Consider the following 16,298-nt stretch of genomic DNA (forward strand, 5'->3'; position numbering starts at 1 on the left):
CTGTTCTCTCGGGGTCCGCGCACACCCGCTCTCGTCCGCGATCCCGTCTCGCTTGCCGGAACCACTGGCTTTCCCCTGCCGTCGGCCGTGGCACGGGTCATGGGACTCACGACCGAGGAGATCATGGAGTTGAGCCTGTCACTCGTCGACTGGGACGAGGTGCCGGGCGACAGCACCGTCTACGTTCCCGGCGAAGACATCGAGACCGCACTGGTCGGTATCGACCTGGAGAGCCCGGAGATCCAACTCGCGGCCAGCGAGGGGTACGACCTCGCACTGGCTCACCACCCGGTCGGCGACGACGCGCGGTTGGAGTTCACCGACGTCCTCGACCGCCAGGTCGACCTCATGACCGACCACGGCGTGCCCGAGGACGCCGCCGAGGACGCCATCGCCGACCTCCGAGAGCGACTGGACCACTCGGCACACGCCTCGAACTACCGGCACGATCCGAGTGTCGCCGAACTGCTCGACCAGCCGTACATGAACGTCCACCTCGCGCCCGACGAGATCGGTCGTCGAGCCTTCGTGGCGGTCGCCGAGGACCTTCCGGACGACGCGACGGTCGGCGACTTCCGCACCGCGCTGCGGGAGGCGTTCCCGGCGTTCCGGGACGCCGACACCGACATTGAGGTGCGACTCGGCGACGCGGACGCCGAACTCGGCGAGGTGGCGGTCCACCACGCCGCCGGGACGAACGGCGGGGCGTCGGTCGCCGAGGCGTACTACGACCACGGCGTCGACACCGTCCTCTACATCCACGTCGGCGCGGACGACACCCAGCAGTTGCGCGAACAGTACGGCGACGAGAAGAACCTCGTGATCACCGGCCACATCGCCAGCGACGCGGTCGGGTTGTCGGTGTTCGTCGACGCACTGGAGGAGGCGGGCGTCTCCTGTACCTGCATCTCCGGTGTCGGCATCGGTCGCTGACAGCGGGAGTCGGCCGGTCGGCCCGACCGTCGCCGACCGAGAGCACACTGCCCGCATGCGATTCTCGGCGGAACCACCGGACACACAGCCAGGTTTAGGCGAACCAAAAGCCATATAGCCGCGTGGCTACCTACCACGGATCATGGAGACGGAACCGGACGACGAACCGGCGCGCTTGCGGGGCGAAGAACCCAGTTCGGAGCCCGCCGCGTCGGTGTCGGCCTACGAGAGCAGACCGGGGAGACTGGTGTTCACCGAGGAAGGGAACACGGAGGGCTGGATCGCGATCGACGGCGCGGTCGACGTAGAGCGGTAGGACCCACCCAACGCTGGGGCGGAGCGTCCGGCGATCGGACCGAAGCTTTTGCCGATCGGCGACGTAGTCGAACCTGATGTCCCACACGAAAGTCAACGTCACCGACACAGACGCGGTCGCGGACGCGATGCACTTCCTGCGAGACCCACTCGACGCCGAACAGTTGGGGTTCACCGTCGTCGACTGTGAACCGGGCTGGATCGGCAAGGAACACGACCACGCCGAGATGGGCCACGAGGAGGTGTACTTCCTCGTCTCCGGGTCGGCGACGCTGACGGTCGACGGCGAGGAGGTGCCGCTGTCACCGGGTGATGCGGTCCGGGTCGCCCCCGACAGCGTCCGGCAGATCCACAACGGCGACGGAGAGAGTCGCCTCGTGATCGCCGGCGCACCCTGACCACGGGCGCTCCGCAGTGTCTCGACCAGGGCGCACGGTAAACCACACGAGGGCGTCGTCACCGTCGGCGTGACGCGCGACGCTTTTGCCCGTGGCGTCCCAACGACTGCTATGCACGTTCTCGGCGACCTGGTCGCCCGCGAGCGCCGGAGTGACCACCCCGCACTGCGCACCGCCGGGGGGCGTCGGTACAGCTACCACGACTTCTGTACGACGAGTTACAAAGCCGGGAACTTCCTGCGCTACCTCGGCGTCCGGGCCGGGGACACCGTCGCGGTCGAACCCGACCCGGTGCCGGAACCCACCCTCACCTTCTTCGGCGCGGTGCAGTTGGGCGCGGCGACGCGCTTCGATCCGGGTGTCTCGCGTCGGCCGGAGGTGGGTGGGGACCCGCCTCGGGCGACGGTCGTCCCGGTCGAGCGCGAGTCGGCGTTCTCGCTCCCGCCGGGCCACAAACTGGCGGTGTACGGCGGGTCGCCGGAGTCGCCGCAGGTAGCCCACTGGGAGCAGGAGGTGTGGAGCGAGAACCCCGCGTTCCCGCCGACAGAGGTCGATCCGGAGTCCCCGGCACTACTGACTGCCGACGGGAGCGAGTCGAGTCACGAGGACCTGCTGGCGGTCGCGCGACGCGTCGTCGCCGAGACCGGGTTGGGTGAGCACGACGAGGTGGCGGTTCGGGGGTCGCTGTCGGACCCCGGTGTCGTCGCGGGTGGCGTGATCGCGCCACTGCTCGCTGGGGCGACCGTGGTGTTCCCGGCCGCCGACGAGGTGTGTGACGTGGCGGTCGGCGAGGGCCCCGAGGAGATGGTCGTCGATCCAGACTCGCTCGACGTGTAGACGGCGGGCGGAGCAGCGTTCTTCGGTCGAGTCTCGAGGAGGCGACCGATGCTGCCGAGTCGGTCAGGTCACCGCGGCGTCTCGGTCCCCCACTTCTCCAGTGCGGCACCCAACTCGGGCGACTCCTGTGCCCGCACTTCGAGCGGTTCGTCCAGCACCGCCGCCTCGACCGCCGCCCGGAGCGCCCGCGCGCCGGCCTCCGTTCCTTCCGGGTGGCCGTGGACGCCGCCGCCGGCCTGCACGCAGATGTTCGGGCCCGTCGCCTCGAGTAGCTTCGGCACGAGTCCGGGGTGCAACCCGCCGGACGCGACCGGCAGCACGTCGCGCATCCCGTACAGATCGGAGCGAAGCCAGTCGTTGATCCCGACCGTGTCCTCGTTCGCCAACTTACCGAGCCCCGCCGTGCCGGTGTGGAGTTGATCCACGCCGACGAGTCGGCTGATCTGCGCGAGGACGCGCATCGAGACGCCGTGGTGTGGCAAGCGGTCGAAGGCGGCGTGCATCGCGCGGTGGGCGTGGATCGCGAGGCCGAGTTCCTCACACCGGTCGCGGACCGTCTGGACCGCGCCCCAGCCGGTCGTCACCACGTCCACCATCACGTACTCGCCGCCCGCCTCGGCGACCATGTCGGTGCGTTCGAGCATGGTCTGGGTGTCGGCGGTGACGTTGATGAGGTAGCTCTTGACCTCGCCGGTCTCCTCCTGAGCGCGGTCGCGGGCGTCGAAACTCTCCGCCAGTCGGTCGGCGAAGGGGTTGAACGACTGGTCCGTGAGGTTCTCGTCGTCCTTCAGCAGGTCCAGCCCGCCGATCCACGCCTCGTAGCCGACCTCGGCGTGGCGCTTCGTCGAGAGGCCGACCTTCGGTTTCGGCACCGTCGCGGTGATCGGGCGGTCCTCGACGCCGAAGATCTCCTCACGAACCGAGGAGCCGAAGCCGGGGCCGGTGAACCCCTCGACGACCTCGCGGGGCCACTCACAGTCCAGCAGACGGATCGTGTCGACCGCCTTCATGCCCATGATGTTCCCGGCGATACAGGAGAGGATCTGCGGCATGTTGCCCGGTTCGAAGAGGCCGGGGGGGTACGCGACCCCGATCTCGTCGCCGTCGATGGCGAAGGCGGTCGCGCCCATGTCGGTGAAGTCCTCGCCGGTGTCGAGTGCGGCCCAGGTCCCGTTCGAGGACTCGCTGGCGACACGGCTCGCGGCGCTCTCCATCGTCTGGTCGTCGGCAGGGTCGATCCGGAACCGGCAGACGAGATCGGAATCGCGCGGTTCGTACGACAGGTCGAGGAAGTCCTCGTACGTGAGTCCCATGCCCTCGGAGTACGCGCCTCTCCGTGATAAAACCGGGAGCCGTCAGCGTCCTGTCGTGACCGCCGACGCGTCGATCACACTCCGGTCGCCGACCCCCGTGTCGCTTGCCGGCCCCGCGCGACCTTTACGGCTCCGGACCGAACGGCCGGTCGATGTCGTCTGCACTGTTCATCGTCAGCGAAGCGGGGTACTGGGGCGAGGAGTGTATCGAACCTCTCACGACACTCGACGCGGCCGGTGTGGACATCACCGTCGCCACGCCGACCGGCGAGAAGCCGATGGTCGACGACCGGTCGGTCGATCCCGACGAGGTCGGCGAGGAGATGGCCGAACACGTCCTCGACGTCCACGAGAACGACGAGCGACTGAACGATCCGGAACTGCTCGGCGCGGTCGATCCACGGGAGTACGACGCGGTCGTCTTCCCCGGCGGCCACGGCACCGAGTGGGACGTGAACCAGGACCGGCACGCCCGGCAGGCACTCCTGACGGCGGTCGCCGGCGACGAGGGCCACGCGATGGTCGTCTGTCACGCGGTCGGCATCCTCGCCTTCACCCGCGAGGCCGACGGCTCGTTCCTCGTGGAGGGACGCGAGATCACCGGCTTCCCGAACGAGTGGGAGGAGGGCATCGTCGACGAGAACGACCTGATGCCGGACGGCCGAAAGCTCCCCTACTGGGTCGAAGACGAAGTGGTCGCCGCCGGCGGTATCTGGGACGCCGAACTCGATCAGGACACCAGCGTCACGGTCGACGGTGATCTGGTGACTGCGCGTGGGCCGGGGTCCTCGACCGAAGCGGCCGAGACCCTGCTCGCCGAGATGGACGTGGAGTAGAACACGAGACGCCGAATCGACTCACCGGGTTCCTTCTGTCTCGTGAACTGAGTTCTCTGTCGGCGGTTGCGGTCGGCGCGCGCGACTTGACGCGTGCGAGGTCTTCGTGAGCCTGCGAACGAAGGCTCGGAAATCGAAGATTTCCGGTGGATGAGCATCGCAGTACGGCGCGCCCCTCGTGGGCGCGCCACTGTTTGAGAAGCGCAGTCAGTTGGGGAGGGTCGTGGCTCGTGCGATTGCGGTGCGGTGGCGGTTGCTGTGCGGTTGCGGTCGTCTCGTAGGTGCGCTAGATCGAGTAGCGGTGCTGGTGCGGTCGCGGATTGCGGTGCGGTCGCGGTTCCGTGTCCTACGACGAGTAGCGTTGTTGTTACGGTCGTCTCGTAGGTGAGCTAGATTGAGGAGCGTTGTTGTCGCGGTGTTGTTACGGTCGTCTCGTAGATGCGCTAGATCGAGGAGCTGTGTTGTCGTGGTCGCGTTCGAGTAGTCCACACATCTCAGACCGAGAACGATTCAGTCGTACTTACCGACCCCGACCGCAGTCCCGGCGTACAGTCGTCTCACTCGACTTTGAACACCGCTTCGTCGATACTCTCGCTCCGGCAATCGGGACACCGCGAGGGGTGGTTCACCGGGTCGTCGAAGTCCGCGAAGCCGCAGTCGGCACACTCCGGCGGGGCGACGAGGAACTGCTCGTCGGTCCCGTCGAGCGACCGGGCGACGTGCCGGAGGTGGTCGTAGACGGTCGAGCGCGGCACGGCGAGGTCCTCGGCGAGCGTGCTGGCGCTGGCCTGCTCCGCCCTCAGCGCGTCGGCGATACGCTGTCGGGTGGTTTCGTCTGCCTGTCGCATGGAATACGGTTGGTGGTGGGTGGGTATAGGTCTTCGGCGAGACGTGTCCGTCTGAGAGAACTCGGTCCGAGGAGTCGATGAGAACGTAGTGAACCCTGCTAGTGAGAACTCCGCGAACTCTGCCAGCAACAACGAGAGGTGAAAGCCCCCGCGCTCTCGGCCCTCCGGGACTCGTTGCGCGCTTCCCTCACGAGGGCGCGTCGCTTCGCTCCGCGCCCTCGATCAGTCCAGTGCTTACATCGTCCGGGAGGGACCGAGAGCGCGGCCCCTTTCAGTCCCACCCGACTCGGTCAAAGCGCACGCAACTGCGGTGGAAAGTGAAGACGCACGCAACTGCGGTCGGTTGTGACAGCGCACGCGACCGTGGTTGGAAGTCCGATTCGTTGAGGAGGATCACCACCTCTGGCTGGCGAATTCTCGGCGTCGATCAGGAAGATTCGTGAGGCGGCCGAAAGACCCCTGCGAACCCAACTCCCGAATTCGGCGCGTACACCCGTCTCAGGCCCCGATGCGGCCCGACGGGACAGGTATCAACTCTTATATGGACGGCTTACTAACCGCCGACCGCTATGGGATCGGACGAACGACCCGCTGTACTGCACCCGTAATCCACGCCGGAAGGTGCACCCCCCACGATGTCACTCGGACTTCGCTCACCGCGACCACCAGACAGGCGCGTTCACACGCGAGTAGTCTGCCGTCCGGCTGGCACCTGGGGAGACGCGGGGAGTGCCCGTGTTTTCTCCGTCTCGACGCGGCGGCGCGTCGGGCTGTCGCCGTCGCGGCCTCTCTGCGGACACGGCCCGCTGGCACCGTTCACCGATCACCGACCGAAGGACCACCATGAGTAGCGAGCAAACACCATTCGAAACAGACACCAGCAAGGTACAGACCGCGACCCAGGACGCTCGCTTAGGCGAAGCACTGGACGACCGGTTCAACTCGAAGCTCCGGGAGGCGTTCGGCTCCTCGCCGTTCATCCTCACGAAGTTCGACAAGTTCATGAACTGGGTGCGGGGGTCGTCGATGTTCATGCTACAGTTCGGCATCGCCTGCTGTAGTATCGAGATGATGCACACCTACGCCGTCAAGCACGACCTCGACCGCTTCGGCGCGGGTGTGCCCCGTGCGTCGCCGCGACAGGCCGACGTGATCATCGTGCCGGGGACGATCGTCTCGAAGTTCGCCCCGCGCATGAAGCGCGTCTACGACCAGATGCCCGAGCCGAAGTTCGTCATCGGGATGGGTTCGTGTACCATCTCCGGCGGCCCGTTCCAGGAGGGGTACAACGTCGTGAAGGGCGCAGAGGAGGTCATCCCGGTGGACATCCACATCCCCGGCTGTCCCCCGCGCCCCGAGGCACTCGTCTACGGCGTCGCCAAGTTGCAGGAGCGCGTCGCCAACGGCGAGAGTTCCCCGGTCGTCGTGAAACCGTACGAACTCGAGGAGTTCGGCGACCTCGACCGCGACGAAGTGGTCGAGAAACTCGCAGCGCAGATCGACGAGGACGACCTCGTCATGCGGTACAACTGGGCTGATTCCCCATGAGCCTCGAAGAACCCGAACCGGACGCGACCGAACTGGTCGCCGACGAACCGCTCGACGGCGACGACATCGAAGCCCTGCTGGGCGACCACGTCCTCTCGCGTGACGACCACGTCAACGCGCCGGGCTTCGTCATCCGCCCCGACGAGGTGCAGGACGTCCTGTTCCGTCTCCGCGACGAGGCCGGCTTCGACCACCTCTCGTGTGTGACGGCACAGGAGTACGAGGACCGCTACGAGTCAATCTACCACCTCAAGCAGTACGACGACCCGACCCAGCGTATCTCCGTCGTCGTCCCAACGAGCAAGCAGCACCCGGTCAGCCAGACCGCCGAACCGGTCTACCGGACGGCCGACTGGCACGAACGGGAGGCGTACGACCTCGTCGGCATCGAGTACGAGGAGCACCCGGACCTGCGCCGTATCCTCCTGCCCGAGACGTGGCAGGGCCACCCGCTGGCGATGGACTACGACCAGGATCGGCCGCAGATCGTCCCCCTGCGTGAACACGCGAACCCACTGCAGGAGGACCACAAGGCCGAGGACGACACCGACACGATGTTCGTCAACATCGGGCCGCACCACCCCGCGACCCACGGTGTCCTCCACCTGAAGACCACGCTGGACGGCGAGCAGGTCGCCGACGTGGAACCGGACATCGGCTACCTCCACCGCTGTGAGGAGCAGATGGCCCAGAACAGCAACTACCGCTACCAGATCATGCCGTACCCGGACCGCTGGGACTACATCTCGGCGGGCCTGCTCAACGAGTGGGCCTACGCGCGTGCCATCGAGGAGATGGCCGACATCGACGTGCCGGAGTACGCGCAGGTCATCCGGACGATGGGCGCGGAACTGTGCCGCATCGCGGCGCACCTCCTCGCACTGGGGACGTTCGCGCTGGACATCTACGGCGACTTCACCGCGACGTTCATGTACTCCATCCGGGACCGCGAGAAGGTCCAGTCCATCCTCGAGGACCTGACCGGGCAGCGGCTGATGTTCAACTACTTCCGCCTGGGCGGCGTCGTCTGGGACCTCCCGGAGCCGCGCGAGGAGTTCTTCGACAAGATCCGCAACTACCTCGACGAACTCCCGGCCGGCCTGGAGGAGTACCACGACCTCGTCACGGGCAACGAGATTCTGCAGGCCCGCACCGTCAACACGGGCGTCCTGCCGAAGGACGTCGCCAAGAGCTACGGGGCGACCGGTCCCGTCGCTCGCGGGTCGGGTGTCGACTACGACCTGCGGCGTGACGACCCCTACGGCTACTACGACGAACTCGACTGGGACGTGGCCGTCGAGGACGGCTGTGACAACTACAGCCGCCTCCTCGTGCGCATGCGCGAGGTCGAGGAGTCCGCGAAGATCATCGAGCAGTGTGTCGACCTGCTCGAAGACTGGCCCGAAGACGAGCGCAACATCCAGTCGAACGTCCCCCGGACGCTCCGGCCGGACGACGACACGGAGATCTACAGCGCCGTCGAGGGCGCGAAGGGCGAACTCGGGATCTACATGCGTGCGGACGGCACCGAACAGCCGGCCCGTTTCAAGATCCGGTCGCCGTGCTTCTCGAACCTGCAGACGCTCCCCGAGATGTCGAACGGCGAGTACGTGCCGGACATGATCGCCTCGCTCGGCAGTCTCGACATCGTCCTCGGTGAGGTGGATCGGTAATGTCGGTGGCTCTCCAGCAGGCACCCCTGCCGGACGCCATCGCCAACGGCCTCGGTCTCTCGGGGACGCTCGGCGAGATCGTCGCCAGCCTCATCGGCGCGTTCCTGATCGCCAACATCCTGCTCATCACGGCCGCGATCGCGGGGCCGTGGGCGAAGCGGAAGATCATGGGCGCGTTCGTCGGCAAGATCGGGCCGAACCGGATCGGGCCGGCCGGCCTGCTGATCATCGTTGCGGACGCGGTCCGGTTCCTCTCGAAGGAGGTCATCATCCCCGAGGGTGCCGACCGTCCCGCCTACGAGATCGCGCCGCTGCTGCTTCCCTTCTCTGCGATGCTCGGCTTCGCCGTCATCCCGATGGGTAACGGGATCCACCTCGCGGATCCGGAGTCGGGCGCGGCGTTCGTCTTCGCCGCCGCCTCCATCGCCTCGCTCGGCCTGCTGATGGCCGGCTACGCCTCGAACAACAAGTACTCGCTCATGGGCGGGCTTCGCGCGGTCGCACAGAACATCGCCTACGAGATCCCGCTCATCGTGACTGCGGTCTCGGCGGTGCTGCTCGCCGGGTCGCTCCAGATGAGCGAGATCGTCGCGGCCCAGACCGGGACGCTGATCCAGATCGGGCCGATCTCGGTCAACGGCTGGTTCGCGTTCGTCAACCCGTTCGCGTTCGTGCTGTTCATGGTGGCGAACCTCGCGGAGGTCGGACGCAACCCGTTCGACATCCCCGAGGCACCGACCGAGATCGTCGGCGGGTACATGACGGAGTACTCCAGCGTCTACTTCGTCCTCCTGTACCTCGGCGAGTTCATCCACATCTTCCTCGGCGGTGCCATCGCGGCGACGCTGTTCCTCGGTGGGCCGTCGGCACCCATCGCACAACTGAGCTTCATCCCCGGATTCGTCTGGTTCCTCGTCAAGATCTGGGGCGTCTACCTGTTCACGCAGTGGGCGCGGAGTGCGGTGCCGCGCGTGCGGATCGACCAACTGATCGAGATCGGTTGGAAGGGGCTGCTCGTGCTCTCCTTCGCCAACCTGGTGCTCACGGCCATCATCGTGGGAGTGATCGTATGATCGGGATTCTGAAATCAATGGCGCGGACGATGGAGAACGCACTGAACGGGGAGACGTTCACGGTCGAGTATCCGGACGTGGCACCCGAAGTCAGCCCCCGGTTCCGTGGGGTCCACAAGTTCTCACAGGAGCGGTGCATCTGGTGTCGCCAGTGTGAGAACGTCTGTCCGAACGACACGATCCAGATCGTGCAGGACGACAAGCGGAACGGCGAGCAGTACAACCTCCACATCGGCCAGTGTATCTACTGCCGGCTGTGTGAGGAGGTCTGTCCGGTGGACGCGATCCTGCTGACGCAGAACTTCGAGTTCACCGCGGACGCGAAACACGAGTTCGTCTACAACAAAGAACAACTGAAGAACGTTCCGTGGTACAAGGACATCGACCCGCTGGAGTCCCGCGAACCCGACCGCAACGCGTGGATCGGGGAGGGCGACGGCGAGATCGACTACCAGTAGGAGCGTCTCGAAATCTACAAAGGGATACCTCAAGGAGAACTCTAACAATGGTCTACGAAACTATCGCGTTCGCGCTGTTCGCCCTCGTCACAGTAGGGTGCAGCCTGGGCGTCATCCTCGTGGAGGACGTGTGGCACTCCGCACTCCTCTTGGGAGGCGCGCTGTTGAGCGTCGCGGTGCACTACGTGATGTTGCAGGCCGAGTTCCTCGCGGCCATGCAGATCCTCGTCTACGTGGGCGGGGTCCTCATCCTCGTCACGTTCGCCGTGATGCTGACACGTCCCGACCCGGAGGTGACCGGTACATGACGACGAAGCCGGAACTGAAACTCGGATCACACCTGCTCCCCGGCCTCGTCGCCGCCGCGCTGTTCGGCGTGATGACGGTCGTGTTCCTCGGGACGCCGTTCCCGGACCCGCAGGGGTTCGGCGAGGGTGCGAACATCACTGCGAGTATCGGCTACGCGATGTTCAACCTCGATCTCGGTGACGTGAGCGGCGAGAGCTTCCTCGTCGCGTTTCTCGTCATCGCGATCACGCTGGACGTCGCACTCGACGGTGCGGTCCACCTCGCCAAGCGCGAGGAGGGCGAGACGATCCTCGCCGACGGTGGCCGCCGGATGAAGGAGAAGCTGTTCGACGACGAGGACGGTGAGCGGTGATGGTGCCGCCACAGTACTATCTCGTGCTGGCGGCCGCCGTCTTCTGTATCGGCGTCGCCGGCGTGCTCACGCGGCGGAACGCCCTGCTGTTCCTGATGTCGGTCGAACTGATGTTGAACGCCGCGAACATCAACCTCGTCGCCTTCTCCTACTACTGGGGGAACGTGACGGGCCAGACGTTCAGCCTGTTCACGATGGCGCTGGCGGCCGCCGAGGTCGCCGTGGGGATCGGTATCATCCTCGTACTGTACCGTAACTTCAAGGACGTAGACGTGGCCAAGGCCACGACGATGAGGTGGTAAGATGGCAGGTGCATTCGACTTCGCGCCGGCGATCGCGCTGTTGCCGTTCCTCTCGTTCGTGATCGCGCTCGCGCTCGGCGACCGGATGCCGAAGGGCGGCGCGTTCGCGGGGATCGCGGCGACCGCCGGGTCGCTGTTGCTCTCGATCTGGGTCGCACTGACCGTCGCGGGCGGCGCGACGTACAACGAGACGATCTACACGTGGGCCGCAGGCGTCGGAGCAGACACGGTCAGTCTGAACTTCGGCCTGCTGCTCGATCCGCTGTCCGCGATGATGGCGATCATCGTCTCGCTCGTGGCACTGCTCGTCCACGTCTTCTCGCTCGGCTACATGAACGACGAGGGCGAGACGGGCCTGCCGCGCTACTACGCCGGTCTCGGTCTGTTCACCGCGTCGATGCTCGGGTTCGTCATCGCGTCGAACCTGCTGATGGCGTTCATGTTCTTCGAACTGGTCGGGCTCTGCTCGTACCTCCTGATCGGCTTCTGGTTCCGCGAGGAGGGACCGCCGAGTGCGGCGAAGAAGGCGTTCCTCGTCACCCGCTTCGGTGACTACTTCTTCCTGATCGGCGTCGTCGCCGTGTTCGCCACCTTCGGCACCGCGCGGTTCGCGGGCGAGGGGGCGTTCCCGGTGCTCGCAGAGCAAGCACTGCTCGGGGAGACGACCGTCACCACGTTCTTCGGACTCGACCCGGCGACGTGGTTCACGGTGGTCGGCCTCCTCGTCTTGGGTGGCGTGATCGGCAAGTCCGCCCAGTTCCCGCTGCACACGTGGCTCCCGGACGCGATGGAGGGTCCGACCCCCGTCTCTGCGCTCATCCACGCCGCGACGATGGTCGCCGCCGGGGTGTACCTCGTCGCGCGGATGTACGGCTTCTACGCCATCTCCCCGACCGCGCTCGGAATCATCGCGCTGGTCGGTGGGTTCACGGCGCTGTTCGCGGCGACGATGGGCGTCGTCAAGAACGAGATCAAGCAGGTGCTGGCGTACTCGACCATCTCGCAGTACGGCTACATGATGCTCGCGCTGGGTGCGGGTGGCTACGTCGCGGCGACGTTCCACCTCCTCACGCACGCGTTCTTCAAGGCCCTGCTGTTCCTCGGTGCCGGGTCGGTCATCATCGCGATGCACCACGACGAGAACATGTGGAACATGGGCGGGCTGAAGGACAAGATGCCCGTCACCTACTACTCGTTCCTCGCCGGGTCGCTGGCCTTGGCGGGCATCTTCCCCTTCGCCGGCTTCTGGTCGAAGGACGAGGTGCTCTACGAGACGCTCATCCACGGGCTGGGCGGGTCGCCGCTCCTGCTCGTCGGCTACGCGTTCGGTCTGCTCGCGGTGCCGGTCACGGCCTTCTACACCTTCCGGATGGTGTTCCTCACCTTCCACGGTGACGCCCGGACCGACGCCGCGCGCGATCCGGTCTCGGTGCGCTGGAACGTCAAAGGACCCCTCGCGGTGCTCGGCGTCCTCGCCGGCGTCACCGGCTTCGTCAACATGGTGCCCGTCGCAAAGCTGACCGGTGCGAACATCGACTTCCTGCACGACTGGCTCGACGGCGGCATCACCGAGTTGACGGTCCACTACTACACCGGCTCCGAGGGGCTCACCCACGACTTCGCCGGCTACTCGGCCGGCTACATCGGCGGCGAGGTCGGCACCCTGCTGATCGGCGTCGCGCTCTCGCTCGGACTCGCGCTCGCGGGTGCCGGACTCGCGTACCGGCTGTACAACGTGCCGGAGCCGACCGAGCACACCGCCGCGCTCGGCCCGGTCAAGACCGTACTGTTCGACAACTACTATCAGGACGAGTACCAGGTCTGGATCGCACAGACGACCCACGGTGTCGTCGCGCGCGTCGCGGACAAGTTCGACCAGGGCGTCGTCGACGGCGTCGTCAACGGCGTCTCTTCGGTGTCGCTGCTGTCCGGTGAGCGCATCAAGCGCATCCAGTCTGCGGTCGTCAGCAACAACGCCTTCCTGCTGGTGGCCGGGCTGACCGCCTTACTCGTCGTCTTCGGCGTCATGGGAGGTTGGTTCGTATGATCATCGAAGCGCTCATCGCCTTCACGTTCGTCGCCGCGCTGGTCACGTTCGCACTCCCCGACGAGTACGCGAACAAGGCCGCCGCGGCGCTCTCCGTCGTTCCCGTCCTCGGGAGCCTCTGGATGTGGGCACAGTACGACGCGACCGGTAACGCCCTGCTCGGCGGGGACATCGCGTTCGAGACGACCGTCGAGTGGCTGGACCTCGCGGGCTACACGCTCTCGTGGCACACCGGCGTCGACGGGATCAGCCTGCCACTGTTCGTCCTGACGACGGTGCTCACGACGCTGGCAATCGTCAGCGCGTGGACGCCGATCAGCGACCGACAGTCGCAGTTCTACGGGCTGATGCTGTTCATGGAGGCGAACCTGCTCGGCGTCTTCACGGCGCTGGACTTCTTCGTCTGGTTCGTCTTCTGGGAGGCCGTGCTGGTCCCGATGTACTTCCTCATCGGCGTGTGGGGCGGCCCGCGCCGGAAGTACGCCGCGATCAAGTTCTTCGTCTACACGAACATCGCGTCGCTCGTGATGTTCATCGGCTTCGTCGCGCTGGTCTTCGGCCTGGGCGACTCGGTGTCGTCGTTCGACTTACCCGCCATCGCGCAGGCGACGCGGGCCGGTGAAGTCGGCTCCTTCGCCGGCCTCTCGGCGGGTGCGCTGCGGACCGCCGCGTTCCTGGCGATGTTCGTCGGCTTCGCCGTGAAGGTGCCCGTCGCGCCGCTGCACACGTGGCTGCCGGACGCTCACGTCGAAGCACCGACGCCGGTGTCGGTGATGCTGGCGGGCGTGCTCCTGAAGATGGGGACCTACGCCCTGCTCCGGTTCAACTTCACGATGCTCCCGGACGTGGCCACCGCCCTCGCGGTGCCCATCGCGGCCATCGCGGTGATCAGCGTCATCTACGGCGCACTGCTCGCGCTGGCACAGGAGGACCTGAAGCGCATCGTCGCGTACTCCTCGGTCTCCTCGATGGGGTACGTCATCCTCGGCCTCGTCGCGTACACGACCTACGGGGTCGGCGGCGCGACGTTCCAGATGGTCGCTCACGGCCTCATCTCGGGGCTGATGTTCATGGCGGTCGGCGTCATGTACAACGTGACCCACACCCGGATGGTCGGCGACATGTCCGGGATGGCCGACCGGATGCCGATCACCTCCGGCATCTTCGTGGCCGGCGCGTTCGGCTACATGGGCCTCCCGCTGATGGCCGGCTTCGCCGCCGAGTTCTTCATCTTCAAGGGGGCCTTCGAGTCCACGATCATCGCGGGCAACGGGATGGCGCTGGCGACCGGGCTGGCGATGTTCGGCATCGTCATCGTCGCCGGCTACCTGCTCTTCGCGATGCAGCGGACGCTGTTCGGCTCCTTCCGGCTGGAGACGGACTACGAGGTGCGTGAGGCCGCGATGCACGACGTGGCACCGCTCGCGGTGTTGCTCGTGCTCGTCATCGCCCTCGGCGTCGCCCCGAACCTGTTCTTCGGGATGATCCAAGAGGCCGTCAACCCCATCCTGGGAGGTGTCCTGTAGATGCTCGAACCACTCCAGACGACGCTGCCCGAGTGGGCCGCGCTCGCGCCGACGCTCGTGTTGGCGACGACGGCGCTGGTCCTGCTCGTCATCGACAGTATCGACCCCGACTCGAAGAACGCGCTCGTCCTCGCGGGGACCTCCGTGGTCGGGGCCGTCGTCGCACTCGGTCTCGCCGGCTGGTTCCTCCTCGCGGGGACCGGACAGGAGGGCACCGGCGGGCCGATCTACCTGTTCGGCGACGCGGTCGTCGTCGACGGGATGGCCCTGTTCTTCATGGCCATCTTCACCGCCGTCACCGCGATGGTCTGTCTCGGCGCGTACGACTACCTGAAGGACCGCGAGTACCAGGCGGAGTTCTACACGCTCGTCCTCTTCGCCGCGACGGGGATGACGCTGATGGCCGCCTCGAACTCGCTGGCGACCGTCTTCGTCAGCCTCGAACTCGCGTCGCTCCCCTCGTACGTCCTCGTGGCGTACCTCAAGCGCGACCGGGGGAGCGTCGAGGCGGGCCTCAAGTACTTCCTGATCGGCGCACTCTCTTCCGCCGTCTTCGTCTTCGGGATCAGCCTGATCTACGCCGTCACCGGGTCGCTGGTGCTCGGTGACGTGGCGGCCGGCCTGCAGGGCGCAGACCAGTTCGTCGGGATCGCCGGCATCGGCGTGCTGATGATCGCCGGCGGCTTCGCGTTCAAGACCGCCTCCGTCCCGTTCCACTTCTGGGCACCGGAGGCCTACGAGGGCGCACCCGCCCCGGTCTCGGCGTTCCTCTCGTCGGCCTCGAAGGCCGCCGGGTTCGCGGTCGCGTTCCGCGTGTTCGTCACCGCGTTCCCGGTCGGCGAGGTCGTCCCGATGGGGATCGACTGGGTGCTGGCGTTCCAGGTTCTCGCGGTCGTCACGATGACGCTCGGGAACTTCGCCGCCGCCACCCAGTCGAACGTGAAGCGGATGCTCGCGTACTCCTCGATCGGGCACGCGGGCTACGCGCTGATCGGTCTCGCGGCCCTCACGGCCGGCGGGCAGAACGGTGACGTGCTCGGTGCGTCGATGACCCACCTGTTCGTCTACGGCTTCATGAACACGGGCGCGTTCCTGTTCATCGCCCTGACGGAGTACTGGGACGTCGGCCGCACCTTCGAGGACTTCAACGGTCTCGCGACGAAGGCCCCGATGGCCTGCGTGGCGATGACCGTCTTCATGTTCTCGCTCGCCGGCCTGCCGCCCTTCGGCGGGTTCTTCTCGAAGTACGCGCTCTTCTTGGGCGCGGTCGAGAACGGCTTCGTCTTCCTCGCGGCGGTCGGTGCGATCAACAGCGCGCTGTCGCTGTTCTACTACAGTCGCGTCGTGAAGGCGATGTGGATCGAGGAGCCGTCGGGCGACCTGGAGATCGGTAGTCGCCCGACCGGGCTCTACGTCGCGGTGCTGTTCGCGGCGGTCGGCACGATGCTGCTCCTGCCGGGGATCGGTCCGGTCGTCGAGACCGGCCAGTCCGTCGCCGCCGCGCTGTTCTGATTCGGGTCCTTCTTTTCG

The 16,298-nt window shown here is 66.5% G+C and carries 17 protein-coding genes; 15 read left to right on the forward strand and 2 right to left on the reverse strand.

Translation table 11 applies throughout. From position 1 onward, the window contains the following. The first annotated feature begins 99 nt into the window (after positions 1-99). The 4 genes from LI337_RS09645 to LI337_RS09660 all read left to right on the forward strand — a co-directional run bounded on the left by LI337_RS09645 (position 100) and on the right by LI337_RS09660 (position 2,483). A complete protein-coding gene (locus tag LI337_RS09645; RefSeq protein WP_227229633.1) occupies positions 100-933 on the forward strand; it encodes a Nif3-like dinuclear metal center hexameric protein in 834 nt (277 codons plus the stop codon). Positions 934-1,075: 142 nt separating this feature from the next. Beyond that, positions 1,076-1,249: a hypothetical protein gene (locus LI337_RS09650; RefSeq protein WP_227229634.1), complete on the forward strand. Its 174-nt coding sequence runs from the start codon at positions 1,076-1,078 to the stop codon at positions 1,247-1,249. Between the two features lie 76 nt (positions 1,250-1,325). After that, positions 1,326-1,646 carry a cupin domain-containing protein gene (locus tag LI337_RS09655; RefSeq protein ID WP_227229635.1) on the forward strand — a complete coding sequence of 107 codons (321 nt, stop codon included), beginning with the start codon at positions 1,326-1,328 and terminating at the stop codon, positions 1,644-1,646. A gap of 111 nt (positions 1,647-1,757) precedes the next feature. After that, on the forward strand, positions 1,758-2,483 hold the full coding sequence (locus LI337_RS09660; RefSeq protein ID WP_227229636.1) for an AMP-binding protein: 726 nt from the start codon (positions 1,758-1,760) through the stop codon (positions 2,481-2,483). Between the two features lie 68 nt (positions 2,484-2,551). Here LI337_RS09660 and rbcL read toward each other — a convergent pair whose 3' ends face one another. Then, positions 2,552-3,796, reverse strand: coding sequence for a type III ribulose-bisphosphate carboxylase (rbcL, locus tag LI337_RS09665; RefSeq protein ID WP_227229637.1), 1,245 nt, complete (start codon positions 3,794-3,796; stop codon positions 2,552-2,554). Positions 3,797-3,948: 152 nt separating this feature from the next. On the opposite strand from rbcL, the gene LI337_RS09670 reads away from it, so the two are divergent. After that, on the forward strand, positions 3,949-4,632 hold the full coding sequence (locus LI337_RS09670) for a type 1 glutamine amidotransferase domain-containing protein (RefSeq protein WP_227229638.1): 684 nt from the start codon (positions 3,949-3,951) through the stop codon (positions 4,630-4,632). 557 nt (positions 4,633-5,189) lie between these two features. On the opposite strand, the gene LI337_RS09675 is transcribed toward LI337_RS09670, so the two are convergent. Continuing rightward, positions 5,190-5,480, reverse strand: a complete 291-nt coding sequence (locus tag LI337_RS09675) for a transcriptional regulator (protein ID WP_227229639.1) — start codon at positions 5,478-5,480, stop codon at positions 5,190-5,192. An 843-nt stretch (positions 5,481-6,323) separates the two neighbouring features. Here LI337_RS09675 and LI337_RS09680 point away from each other — a divergent pair. Genes LI337_RS09680 through LI337_RS09725 form a run of 10 tightly spaced genes read left to right on the forward strand, consistent with a single transcriptional unit; the run spans position 6,324 to position 16,280 of the window. Further along, a complete protein-coding gene (locus LI337_RS09680) occupies positions 6,324-7,028 on the forward strand; it encodes an NADH-quinone oxidoreductase subunit B (RefSeq protein WP_227229640.1) in 705 nt (234 codons plus the stop codon). Beyond that, positions 7,025-8,701 (forward strand): NADH-quinone oxidoreductase subunit D, encoded by a 1,677-nt coding sequence (locus LI337_RS09685; RefSeq protein ID WP_227229641.1) that lies wholly within the window; start codon positions 7,025-7,027, stop codon positions 8,699-8,701. The genes LI337_RS09680 and LI337_RS09685 overlap by 4 nt, the downstream gene beginning before the upstream one ends. Continuing rightward, the gene (locus tag LI337_RS09690; RefSeq protein ID WP_227229642.1) at positions 8,701-9,774 is read left to right on the forward strand and encodes a complex I subunit 1/NuoH family protein; all 1,074 of its coding nucleotides are present in this window, start codon (positions 8,701-8,703) and stop codon (positions 9,772-9,774) included. The genes LI337_RS09685 and LI337_RS09690 overlap by 1 nt, the downstream gene beginning before the upstream one ends. Beyond that, a complete protein-coding gene (locus LI337_RS09695) occupies positions 9,771-10,232 on the forward strand; it encodes a NuoI/complex I 23 kDa subunit family protein (RefSeq protein ID WP_227229643.1) in 462 nt (153 codons plus the stop codon). The genes LI337_RS09690 and LI337_RS09695 overlap by 4 nt, the downstream gene beginning before the upstream one ends. Positions 10,233-10,279: 47 nt before the next feature. Further along, on the forward strand, positions 10,280-10,540 hold the full coding sequence (locus tag LI337_RS09700; RefSeq protein ID WP_227229644.1) for an NADH-quinone oxidoreductase subunit J: 261 nt from the start codon (positions 10,280-10,282) through the stop codon (positions 10,538-10,540). Further along, a complete protein-coding gene (locus LI337_RS09705; RefSeq protein WP_227229645.1) occupies positions 10,537-10,893 on the forward strand; it encodes an NADH-quinone oxidoreductase subunit J in 357 nt (118 codons plus the stop codon). Before LI337_RS09700 ends, LI337_RS09705 begins: the two co-directional genes overlap by 4 nt. Continuing rightward, complete coding sequence (gene nuoK / locus LI337_RS09710; protein WP_227229646.1) at positions 10,893-11,195, forward strand: NADH-quinone oxidoreductase subunit NuoK; 303 nt, start codon at positions 10,893-10,895, stop codon at positions 11,193-11,195. Before LI337_RS09705 ends, nuoK begins: the two co-directional genes overlap by 1 nt. Before the next feature lies 1 nt (position 11,196). Continuing rightward, positions 11,197-13,242 carry an NADH-quinone oxidoreductase subunit L gene (gene nuoL, locus LI337_RS09715; RefSeq protein ID WP_227229647.1) on the forward strand — a complete coding sequence of 682 codons (2,046 nt, stop codon included), beginning with the start codon at positions 11,197-11,199 and terminating at the stop codon, positions 13,240-13,242. Then, positions 13,239-14,768, forward strand: a complete 1,530-nt coding sequence (locus LI337_RS09720) for a complex I subunit 4 family protein (protein WP_227229648.1) — start codon at positions 13,239-13,241, stop codon at positions 14,766-14,768. The genes nuoL and LI337_RS09720 overlap by 4 nt, the downstream gene beginning before the upstream one ends. Then, positions 14,769-16,280: an NADH-quinone oxidoreductase subunit N gene (locus LI337_RS09725; protein WP_227229649.1), complete on the forward strand. Its 1,512-nt coding sequence runs from the start codon at positions 14,769-14,771 to the stop codon at positions 16,278-16,280. The last annotated feature ends 18 nt before the right edge of the window (positions 16,281-16,298 follow it).

The sequence above is a fragment of the Salinirubrum litoreum genome, from assembly GCF_020567425.1.
In the GTDB taxonomy this organism is placed as follows: domain Archaea; phylum Halobacteriota; class Halobacteria; order Halobacteriales; family Haloferacaceae; genus Salinirubrum; species Salinirubrum litoreum.